Origin of the sequence: Burkholderia sp. E168m23 (assembly GCF_016586125.1) — a bacterium.
Lineage (GTDB): Bacteria > Pseudomonadota > Gammaproteobacteria > Burkholderiales > Burkholderiaceae > Burkholderia > Burkholderia orbicola.
Map to the genome: position 1 here is coordinate 1 of NZ_BCPP01000136.1, position 10,324 is coordinate 10,324.

The window sequence follows — 10,324 nt, forward strand, 5'->3', positions numbered from 1 at the left end:
CGAATGATCACATGAAATCGCGCCGAGCCCCGCCCGGCGCGGCTCGCGGCGATAGCCCCACGACCTGTCCGGCGTGTCACGGGCGGCCCGATCATGGGTTAGAATTCCGTTTTGAATCAAGGATTCGGAAGATGCAGAGGCACCCTCGGATCGCACCGTTGAAGCCGACGCCGCGCGCAGCCAGCCCCGCGGCCGAACGGCATGCGCGCCGCGCGCGATCGTGCTGATGATTCCGAGTGCCGCCAGGCCCTGTCGCCGGCCAGGAGGGGCGAGTCGCCCGCTCCGGCCCCATGAAGGACAGCCGCGCGCCTGGTAACAGAACAGATTTCCCCAAGATTGCGCCTACGCGCTTGCCGACGCCCGTGCACGGTGTATCGGCCCTCCGAGTCGTCCGAACATGAACGCACCACAAGTTTTCGATCCGCATGGCGCGGCCGCCGCCGTCGCCGCCGACCCCGCGCCCCGCTTGCGCGAGATTCCCTACAACTACACGTCCTTCTCGGATCGCGAGATCGTGATCCGCCTGCTCGGCGAAGAGGCGTGGTCGGTGCTCGACGAACTGCGTGCCGAGCGCCGCACGGGCCGCTCGGCACGGATGCTGTACGAAGTGCTCGGTGACATCTGGGTCGTGCGTCGCAACCCGTATCTGCAAGACGACCTGCTCGACAACCCGAAGCGCCGCGCGCTGCTGATCGAGGCGCTGAACCACCGACTGACAGAGATCGGCAAGCGCCGCAGCGCGGATCTCACCGAGCACCGCGACGACGCGGGCCGCGAGCGCGCGTCGCGCGTCGAGATGCTCGAAACCGCCGCGCAGCGCGCGGTCAACGAGTTCGCGGACGAATTCGACAAGATGGCCGACCTGCGCCGCCGCGCGACCAAGGCGCTCGGCCGCTGCACGCAGAAGGACAACATCCGCTTCGACGGGCTGTCGCGCGTGTCGCACGTGACCGACGCGACCGACTGGCGCGTCGAATACCCGTTCGTCGTGCTGACGCCCGACACCGAAGCCGAGATCGCCGGCCTGATCAAGGCGTGCTTCGAGCTCGGCCTGACCGTGATCCCGCGCGGCGGCGGCACCGGCTACACGGGCGGCGCGGTGCCGCTCACGCCGTTTTCCGCGGTGATCAACACCGAAAAGCTCGAACAGCTCGGCGCGGTCGAACTGACCGAGCTGCCGGGCGTCGCGCACAAGGTGCCGACGATCTTCTCCGGCGCAGGCGTCGTCACGCGCCGCGTGACCGAGGCGGCGGAAGCGGCCGGCTACGTGTTCGCGGTCGATCCGACCTCGCTCGACGCATCGTGCATCGGCGGTAACGTCGCGATGAACGCGGGCGGCAAGAAGGCCGTGCTGTGGGGCACCGCGCTCGACAACCTGGCCTGGTGGCGGATGGTCGACCCGGACGGCAACTGGCTCGAAGTGACGCGCCACGAGCACAACCAGGGCAAGATCCACGACATCGCGGTCGCGCGCTTCGAGCTGAAGTGGTTCGACGGCGCGTATGCGCCGGGCGAGAAGCTGCTGCGCACCGAGATGCTCGAGATCGAAGGCCGCCGGTTCCGCAAGGAAGGGCTCGGCAAGGACGTGACCGACAAGTTCCTCGCCGGCCTGCCGGGCGTGCAGAAGGAAGGCTGCGACGGGCTCATCACGTCTGCGCGCTGGGTGCTGCACAAGATGCCCGCGCACACGCGCACCGTCTGCCTCGAATTCTTCGGCCAGGCGCGCGAGGCGATCCCGAGCATCGTCGAGATCAAGGACTACCTGTTCGAGACGTCGAAGCAGGGCGGCGCGATCCTCGCGGGCCTCGAGCACCTCGACGAGCGCTACCTGCGCGCGGTCGGCTACGCGACCAAGAGCAAGCGCAATGCGTTTCCGAAGATGGTGCTGATCGGCGACATCGTCGGCGATGACGCCGACGCGGTCGCACAGGCGACGTCCGAAGTGATCCGGATGGCGAACGGCAAGAGCGGCGAAGGCTTCGTCGCGGTCAGCGCGGAGGCGCGCAAGCGCTTCTGGCTCGACCGCAGTCGCACGGCCGCGATCGCGAAGCACACGAACGCGTTCAAGATCAACGAGGACGTCGTCATCCCGCTGAACCGGATGGGCGAGTACACCGACGGCATCGAGCGGATCAACATCGAGCTGTCGCTGAAGAACAAGCTGCAACTGGTGGACGCGCTCGAAGCGTTCTTCCGCGGCGGCAACCTGCCGCTCGGCAAGACCGACGACGCGAACGAGATCCCGAGCGCGGAACTGCTGGAAGACCGTGTGCAGCAGGCGCTGGAGCTGCTCAAGCGCGTGCGCGCGCGCTGGGAATTCGTGCGCGACCGGCTCGACCAGCCGCTGCGCGAGGCGCAGCACTACCTGGTGCAGCTCGGCTACGAGGCGCTCGCCGAGAAGTTCGCGGATCGCGCGGACGAGCAGCCGGGCGCGACCGTGTTCCACATCACGCAGGACCGCACGGTCCGCATCTCGTGGAAGCAGGAGATCCGCGCGGAACTGCGCGCGATCTTCAACGGCGGCGCGTTCAAGCAGATCCTCGACGAGGCGCAGGCGATCCACAAGCGCGTGCTGCGCGGCCGCGTGTTCGTCGCGCTGCACATGCACGCGGGCGACGGCAACGTCCACACCAACATCCCGGTCAACTCCGACAACTACGAGATGCTGCAGGACGCGCACGCGTCGGTCGCCCGCATCATGACGCTCGCGCGCTCGCTCGACGGCGTGATTTCCGGCGAACACGGGATCGGCATCACGAAGCTCGAATTCCTGACCGACGACGAGATCGCCGAATTCCGCGCGTACAAGCAGCGCGTCGACCCGAACGGGCGCTTCAACAAGGGCAAGCTGCTCGACGGCGCCGATCTGCGCAACGCGTACACGCCCAGCTTCGGGCTGATGGGTTACGAGTCGCTGATCATGCAGCAGTCCGACATCGGCGCGATCGCCGATTCGGTGAAGGACTGCCTGCGCTGCGGCAAGTGCAAGCCGGTGTGCGCGACCCACGTGCCGCGCGCGAACCTGCTGTACAGCCCGCGCAACAAGATTCTCGCGACGTCGCTCTTGGTCGAGGCGTTCCTGTACGAAGAGCAGACGCGCCGCGGCGTGTCGATCAAGCACTGGGACGAATTCAACGACGTGGCCGACCACTGCACGGTGTGCCACAAGTGCGCGACGCCATGCCCGGTGAAGATCGACTTCGGCGACGTCACGATGAACATGCGCAACCTGTTGCGCAAGATGGGCAAGAAGAAATTCAACGCCGGCAATGCGGCGGGCATGTTCTTCCTGAACGCGACCAATCCGCAGACGATCAACCTCGCGCGCGGCGTGATGATGGGCGTCGGCTACAAGGTGCAGCGCTTCGCGAACGACATGCTGAAGAAGGTCGTGACGAAGCAGACGCAGCACCCGCCCGCGACGACCGGCAAGCCGCCGGCGGTCGAGCAGGTGATCCACTTCGTCAACAAGAAGATGCCGGGCAACCTGCCGAAGAAGACGGCGCGCGCGCTGCTGGACATCGAGGACAACAAGATCGTGCCGATCATCCGCAACCCGAAGTCGACGACCGTCGATTCGGAAGCGGTGTTCTACTTCCCGGGCTGCGGCTCCGAGCGGCTGTTCTCGCAGGTCGGGCTGGCCACGCAGGCGATGCTTTGGGAAGCGGGCGTGCAGACGGTGCTGCCGCCGGGCTACCTGTGCTGCGGCTATCCGCAGCGCGGCTCGGGCCAGTACGACAAGGCCGAGAAGATCGTCACGGACAACCGCGTGCTGTTCCACCGTGTCGCGAATACGCTGAACTACCTCGACATCAAGACGGTGGTCGTGTCGTGCGGCACCTGCTACGACCAGCTCGCGGGCTACGAATTCGACAAGATCTTCCCGGGCTGCCGGATCATCGACATCCACGAGTTCCTGCTCGAGAAGGGGATGAAGCTCGATGGCGTGACGGGCACGCGCTACATGTATCACGACCCGTGCCACACGCCGATCAAGACGATCGACCCGGTGAAGCTGGTCAACGAGCTGATGGGTTCGGAGAAGGACGGCTACAAGATCGAGAAGAACGATCGCTGCTGCGGCGAATCGGGCACGCTGGCGGTCACGCGGCCGGACATCTCCACGCAGGTCCGCTTCCGCAAGGAAGAGGAGATCCGCAAGGGCGCCGCGAAGCTGCGCGCGATTCCCGTGGTGGCGGGCGATGCGCCGGCGCCGGCCGCCGCGGCCGCGAACGGCCCGGACGTGAAGATCCTGACGAGCTGCCCGTCGTGCCTGCAGGGCCTGTCGCGCTACAGCGAGGATGCGAACCTCGAAGCCGACTACATCGTGGTCGAAATCGCGCGCCAGGTGCTCGGCGAGAACTGGATGGCCGATTATGTCGCACGGGCGAACCATGGCGGGATCGAGCGCGTGCTGGTCTAATGCGGGCATGACGACCGCCCGACCGGGCCGGGAATGAGCGGGCGCCGGCATGCCATGCCGGCGCCTGTCCACATGGGAGCGACGATGGAATGCGTGTTTTGCCGTGAAGACGGCGGCGAGGTGCTCTGGCAGGACGATGCGCTGCGCGTCGTGCTCGCCACGGGCGAGCACGACTACCCGGGCTTCTGCCGGGTGATCTGGGGCGCGCACGTGGCCGAGTTCTCCGATCTCGGCGAGCCCGAGCGGGCACATCTGATGCGCGTGGTCTACGCGGTCGAGCGGGCCGTGCGCCGCGTGATGCAGCCGAACAAGGTGAATCTCGCGAGCCTCGGCAACATGGTGCCGCACGTGCACTGGCACGTGATTCCGCGTTTTTCCAACGATGCCCATTTTCCGCAGCCCGTGTGGGCGCCGCGCCAGCGCAGCGTGTCCGAGGCGCTGCTGCGCTCGCGCGCGGCGCAGGCCTCGCTGCTGCACAATGCGGTGCGCGAGGAAATTCAACGCATGACCGATTCGAGGCAAGCATGAGCGGTTTGACTTCCACGACGCCGATTCCGTCCGGCGTCGTCGTGCACGCGGTGTCGCGCGTGCTCGAATTGCAGTATCCGAACGGCGAGAGTTACCGGATTCCGTTCGAGCTGATGCGCGTCTATTCGCCGTCGGCCGAGGTGCGCGGCCACGGGCCCGGCCAGGAGACGTTGCAGACCGGCAAGCGCGAAGTGACGATCACCGCGCTCGAGGGCGTCGGCAACTATGCGCTGCAGCCGACATTCTCCGACGGCCATTCGACCGGCATCTACTCGTGGGACCTGCTGTACGAGCTGGCGACGCAGCAGGACGCGCTGTGGCGCGACTATTTCGACAAACTGAAGGCGGCGGGCGTCGAGCGCGACGCGCCGATGCAGGCGGCCAGCGCGCCGCACGGCCACTGCCACTGAAATCGACGGCGCCCGCTCGGCGCCGTCTTGCCATTTACTGAGGATCAACGCGATGAGCAAAACCCACTTCGGCTTCGAGAGCGTCGAGGAAAACGAAAAAGCGAAGAAAGTGGCGGGCGTGTTTCATTCGGTCGCGAGCAACTACGATCTGATGAACGACCTGATGTCGGCGGGCATGCACCGCGCGTGGAAGGCGTTCACGATCGCGCAGGCGAACGTGCGCCCCGGCTTCAAGGTGCTCGACATCGCGGCCGGCACCGGCGACCTGACCAAGTCGTTCGCGAAGGCGGCCGGGCCGACGGGCGAGGTCTGGCATACCGACATCAACGAATCGATGCTGCGCGTCGGCCGCGACCGGCTGCTCGACAAGGGCATCGTGACGCCGTCGCTGTTGTGCGACGCCGAGAAAATTCCTTTTCCGGACAACTACTTCGACGTGGTCACGGTCGCGTTCGGGCTGCGCAACATGACGCACAAGGATGCCGCGCTCGCCGAGATGCGCCGCGTGACGAAGCCCGGCGGCCGCGTGATGGTGCTGGAATTCTCGAAAGTCTGGGATCCGCTGAAAAAGGCGTACGATCTGTATTCTTTCAAAGTATTGCCGTGGCTTGGCGACAAGTTCGCGAAAGATGCTGAAAGTTATCGGTATCTTGCTGAATCTATCCGGATGCACCCCGATCAGGACACGCTGAAGACGATGATGGAACAAGCAGGCCTCGACGCCGTCAAATATTACAATTTGTCAGGTGGCGTGGTAGCTTTACACCTAGGGACCAAGTACTAAGGGGTTCTTTCCCTACATTCGTCTTACATTCGGAGAAGCTGATGTCTGAATCGCGTTCGTTGTTCAACCGTAGCAAACCGTCGAAGCCGTGGGCTCGACGGGTCGGCACGCTGCTGATGGTCGGCCTGCTCACGGCCGGCACGTTCGCATCGCTCGACGCCGAAGCCCGGCGCATGGGCGGCGGGCGCAGCATCGGTCGCCAGAATTCCACCGTCACGCAGCGCCAGGCCACGCCGCCCGCGCAGCAGCCGATGCAGCAGGCCGCGCCGTCGCAGGCCCAGCGTGCGAACCCGGCTGCGCCCACGCCGGCCGCGCAGCCCAACCGCTCGCGCTGGCTCGGGCCGATCGCCGGCCTCGCGGCCGGTCTCGGCATCGCGGCGCTGCTGTCGCACTTCGGTCTCGGCGGCGCATTCGCGAGCATGATGGCGAACGTCATCGTGATCGCGTTGCTCGCGATGGTCGGCATCTGGCTGATCCGCAAGTTCATGAACCGCCGTCGCCCGCAGGAGCCGGCGTATTCGGTCGGCGGCGCGGCTTCGTCGTCGGGCGGCTACTCGCAAAGCCCGTCGTTCCAGCAGGGCAACACCGGCAGCAACTACGCGGGCAGCGGCAGCAGCTATGCGAACGAAGCACAGGGCGTATTCGGCGGCGGTGCAGCGGCCGCCGGCGCAGCCGCGGCGGCCGCGGCGCCGCTGCAGGTGCCGGCCGGTTTCGACACCGAAGCGTTCCTGCGCAGCGCGAAAGTCTATTTCGTGCGCCTGCAGGCGGCGTGGGACCAGGGCAACCTGGCCGACATCCGCGAGTTCACGACGCCCGAAATGTTCGCCGAGATCAAGATCGACCTCGATTCGCGCGGCAACGACGCGAACCAGACCGACGTCGTGCAGCTCGACGCGGAACTGGTCGCGATCGAGGATCGCGGCATCGAGCAGTCGGCGAGCGTGCGCTTCCACGGCCTGATCCGCGAAGCGGCGAATACGTCGGCCGCGCCGTTCGACGAGGTGTGGAACCTGTCGAAGTCGGGCAGTCAGGGCTGGCTGCTCGCGGGTATCCAGCAGATCAACACGCACTGAGCGTGGCCGGCGGCCCGCGCCGCCGGGCACCCGGGCGACGGCCGCCGCACTGCGACCGCTTGCCGCCCGGGTGTACGGTCAGGCACGGTCTGCCGCCGATCCGACGTTACAATAGAAACCCGCGTGGGCGCCCGGCCTGCGCGGGTTTTTTCTTTCCCAGCCCGATGACCTTTGCCGCCAAGCCTTTTGCTGCTGCCGTCAATCACCTGCTCGCGCGCGAATCGTGGGCGCGCGACCGCCTGATTCCCTATGCGGGCAAGACTGCCCGGATCGACGTGCCTCCCGTCACGCTCACGCTGCTGGTGCAGCCCGACGGCTATCTGTCGGCCGTCGACGCGCATGATGCACAACAGGTCGACGTGTCGATCGCGCTTGCCGGCGACACGGTCGCCGCGTTCCTGCAGGGCGGCCAGGCGGCCGTGATGAAGCACGTGAAGATCGAAGGCGACGCGGAATTCGCGACGCAGATCGCGAAGCTGGCCGAGCATCTGCGCTGGGAACCGGAAGAAGATCTCGCGAAGCTGGTCGGTGACGCGGCGGCGTACCGGATCGCGACGGTCGTGCGCGACGCCGGCGCGCGCGCGCGCCGCACCGGCCGCAATGTGCTCGATTCCGTCGCCGAATACTGGCTCGACGAGAACCCGCAGGTCGTCCGGCGCGCGTCGCTCGGCGGCTTCGACGCCGAACTGGCGCGCGCACGCGATGCGCTCGCGCGGGTCGAAAAGCGGGTCGAGCGACTCGAACAAAAAATCGGCGCGCGCGCAGGCTCCGGCCCGCGCGGCGCGCACTGAGGGCCGCAGGGCATGCGCATTTTCCGTTTCATCAAGATTGTCTACACCGTCATCCGCTTTGGCCTCGACGAAGTGATGCTGTCCCGGATCGACGACCGGCGCGTGAAGCTGCTGTTGCGGATCACGACGATCGGCCGCCGCTTCTCCGATCCGCCCGCCGTGCGGTTGCGTCACGCGCTCGAAAGCCTCGGCCCGATCTTCGTGAAGTTCGGCCAGGTGCTGTCGACGCGCCGCGACCTGCTGTCGGTCGATTTCGCGAACGAACTCGCGAAGCTGCAGGACCAGGTGCCGCCGTTCGATTCGGCCGTCGCGATCGCGATCATCGAGAAGTCGCTCGGCGCGCCGGTCGACGAGCTGTTCGACGAATTCGAGCGCGAGCCGATCGCGAGCGCGTCGATCGCGCAGGTGCACTTCGCGAAGCTGAAGCAGGGCGTGCACGCGGGCAAGGCCGTCGCCGTCAAGGTGCTGCGGCCGAACATGCTGCCGGTGATCGATTCCGACCTCGCGCTGATGCGCGACATCGCGACGTGGACCGAGCGCATGTGGGCCGACGGCCGGCGCCTGAAGCCGCGCGAGGTCGTCGCCGAATTCGACAAGTACCTGCACGACGAGCTCGACCTGATGCGCGAGGCCGCGAACGGCAGCCAGCTGCGCCGCAACTTCGCGGGCCTCGACCTGCTGCTCGTACCCGAGATGTTCTGGGATTTCTCGACGTCGCAGGTGCTCGTGATGGAGCGCATGACCGGCGTGCCGATCAGCCAGGTCGAGACGCTGCGTTCGGCCGGCGTCGACATCAAGAAGCTCGCGCGCGAAGGCGTCGAGATCTTCTTCACGCAGGTGTTCCGCGACGGCTTTTTCCATGCGGACATGCACCCGGGCAACATTCAGGTGAGCCTCGACCCGAACACGTTCGGCCGTTATATCGCGCTCGATTTCGGGATCGTCGGCGCACTGTCCGATTTCGACAAGAATTACCTCGCGCAGAACTTCCTCGCGTTCTTCAAGCGCGACTATCACCGTGTCGCGACGCTCCACCTCGAATCGGGCTGGGTGCCGCCCGAGACGCGCGTCGAGGAGCTCGAAAGCGCGATCCGCGCGGTGTGCGAGCCGTATTTCGATCGCGCGCTGAAGGACATCTCGCTCGGCCAGGTGCTGATGCGCCTGTTCTCGACGTCGCGCCGCTTCAACGTCGAGATCCAGCCGCAGCTCGTGCTGCTGCAGAAGACGATGCTGAACGTCGAAGGGCTCGGCCGCTCGCTCGACCCCGAGCTCGATCTGTGGAAGACCGCGAAGCCGTATCTCGAGCGCTGGATGACCGAGCAGATCGGCCTGCGCGGCTGGTACGAGCGGTTCAAGGTCGAGGCGCCGCAGTGGAGCAAGACGCTGCCGCAACTGCCGCGCCTGATCCACCATGCACTGGCCGCGCGCCACGACGCGCCGCGCGCCGCGAGCGAGGAGCTGATGCGTCAGGTCCTCGTCGAGCAGAAGCGGACAAACCGGCTGCTGCAGGCGTTGCTGATCTTCGGTCTGGCCGTCGGCGTCGGGGCGCTCGTCGCGCGCGTGCTGCTCGCGCTCGCGTACGGTGCTTGATCGAAAGGAGCGCGGCGATGTCCGATCCGAAGCAACCGGCCGCACCGTCGGCCGCCGATTTCGCGACGCGCGACCCCGGTAGCGCATCGTTCTGGGACGAGCGTTTCGCACGCGGCGTGACGCCGTGGGAATTCGGCGGCGTGCCGGACGGCTTTCGCGTGTTCGCGCAGCGGCGCGAGCCGTGCGCGGTGCTGATTCCCGGCTGCGGCAGTGCGCAGGAGGCCGGCTGGCTCGCGCAGGCCGGCTGGCCGGTGCGGGCGATCGATTTCGCCGCGCAGGCGGTCGCTGCGGCGAAGGCGCAGCTCGGCGCGCATGCGGACGTCGTCGAACAGGCCGATTTTTTCCAGTACCGGCCGCCGTTCGACGTGCAGTGGGTGTACGAGCGCGCGTTCCTGTGCGCGTTGCCGCCGGGCCTGCGCGCCGGCTATGCGGCGCGGATGGCCGAGCTGCTGCCCACGGGCGGATTGCTGGCCGGCTATTTCTTCGTGGTGGCCAAACCGAAGGGGCCGCCGTTCGGGATCGAGCGGGCGGAACTCGATGCGCTGCTCGCGCCGCACTTCGAGCTGCTCGAGGATTTGCCCGTGACCGATTCGCTGGCCGTGTTCGACGGGCACGAGCGCTGGCTCACGTGGCGCCGTCGCTGATGCGCGGGCGTCGCGGCCATTGCCGGAACGCGCCGGGGTTTCGGCTATAATTCAAGGTTTTGCAAGCCGTTTCCAGTTTCT

Annotated in this window: 8 protein-coding genes; all 8 read left to right on the plus strand. The window is 66.8% G+C overall.

What is annotated here, in order from left to right; genetic code table 11:
* Nucleotides 1-397 precede the first annotated feature (397 nt).
* The 8 genes from JMF90_RS09950 (at nt 398) to JMF90_RS09985 (ending at nt 10,243) form a co-directional block, all read left to right on the plus strand.
* On the plus strand, nt 398-4,423 hold the full coding sequence (locus JMF90_RS09950) for a DUF3683 domain-containing protein (protein WP_006477834.1): 4,026 nt from the start codon (nt 398-400) through the stop codon (nt 4,421-4,423).
* Nucleotides 4,424-4,507: 84 nt separating this feature from the next.
* Complete coding sequence (locus JMF90_RS09955; RefSeq protein ID WP_011546191.1) at nt 4,508-4,951, plus strand: HIT family protein; 444 nt, start codon at nt 4,508-4,510, stop codon at nt 4,949-4,951.
* Nucleotides 4,948-5,361, plus strand: coding sequence for a gamma-butyrobetaine hydroxylase-like domain-containing protein (locus JMF90_RS09960; protein WP_011546190.1), 414 nt, complete (start codon nt 4,948-4,950; stop codon nt 5,359-5,361). Before JMF90_RS09955 ends, JMF90_RS09960 begins: the two co-directional genes overlap by 4 nt.
* Nucleotides 5,362-5,413: 52 nt before the next feature.
* Nucleotides 5,414-6,145: a bifunctional demethylmenaquinone methyltransferase/2-methoxy-6-polyprenyl-1,4-benzoquinol methylase UbiE gene (gene ubiE, locus JMF90_RS09965; RefSeq protein WP_011546189.1), complete on the plus strand. Its 732-nt coding sequence runs from the start codon at nt 5,414-5,416 to the stop codon at nt 6,143-6,145.
* Nucleotides 6,146-6,186: 41 nt separating this feature from the next.
* Entirely contained in the window at nt 6,187-7,218 is a 1,032-nt protein-coding gene (locus JMF90_RS09970) for a Tim44 domain-containing protein (protein ID WP_011546188.1), read from the plus strand.
* 164 nt (nt 7,219-7,382) lie between these two features.
* The gene (locus tag JMF90_RS09975; RefSeq protein ID WP_011546187.1) at nt 7,383-8,009 is read left to right on the plus strand and encodes an SCP2 domain-containing protein; all 627 of its coding nucleotides are present in this window, start codon (nt 7,383-7,385) and stop codon (nt 8,007-8,009) included.
* A 12-nt stretch (nt 8,010-8,021) separates the two neighbouring features.
* Nucleotides 8,022-9,599, plus strand: a complete 1,578-nt coding sequence (ubiB, locus tag JMF90_RS09980; RefSeq protein ID WP_006487907.1) for a ubiquinone biosynthesis regulatory protein kinase UbiB — start codon at nt 8,022-8,024, stop codon at nt 9,597-9,599.
* Nucleotides 9,600-9,616: 17 nt separating this feature from the next.
* Nucleotides 9,617-10,243, plus strand: coding sequence for an SAM-dependent methyltransferase (locus JMF90_RS09985; protein WP_011546186.1), 627 nt, complete (start codon nt 9,617-9,619; stop codon nt 10,241-10,243).
* Nucleotides 10,244-10,324: the final 81 nt, after the last annotated feature.

Coding starts and splice junctions, on each gene's coding strand:
- JMF90_RS09975 (WP_011546187.1), top strand. CDS start 7,383: ATGACCTTTGCCGCCAAGCCTTTTGCTGCTGCCGTCAATCACCTGCTC.
- ubiB (WP_006487907.1), top strand. CDS start 8,022: ATGCGCATTTTCCGTTTCATCAAGATTGTCTACACCGTCATCCGCTTT.
- JMF90_RS09955 (WP_011546191.1), top strand. CDS start 4,508: ATGGAATGCGTGTTTTGCCGTGAAGACGGCGGCGAGGTGCTCTGGCAG.
- JMF90_RS09985 (WP_011546186.1), top strand. CDS start 9,617: ATGTCCGATCCGAAGCAACCGGCCGCACCGTCGGCCGCCGATTTCGCG.
- JMF90_RS09970 (WP_011546188.1), top strand. CDS start 6,187: ATGTCTGAATCGCGTTCGTTGTTCAACCGTAGCAAACCGTCGAAGCCG.
- ubiE (WP_011546189.1), top strand. CDS start 5,414: ATGAGCAAAACCCACTTCGGCTTCGAGAGCGTCGAGGAAAACGAAAAA.
- JMF90_RS09950 (WP_006477834.1), top strand. CDS start 398: ATGAACGCACCACAAGTTTTCGATCCGCATGGCGCGGCCGCCGCCGTC.
- JMF90_RS09960 (WP_011546190.1), top strand. CDS start 4,948: ATGAGCGGTTTGACTTCCACGACGCCGATTCCGTCCGGCGTCGTCGTG.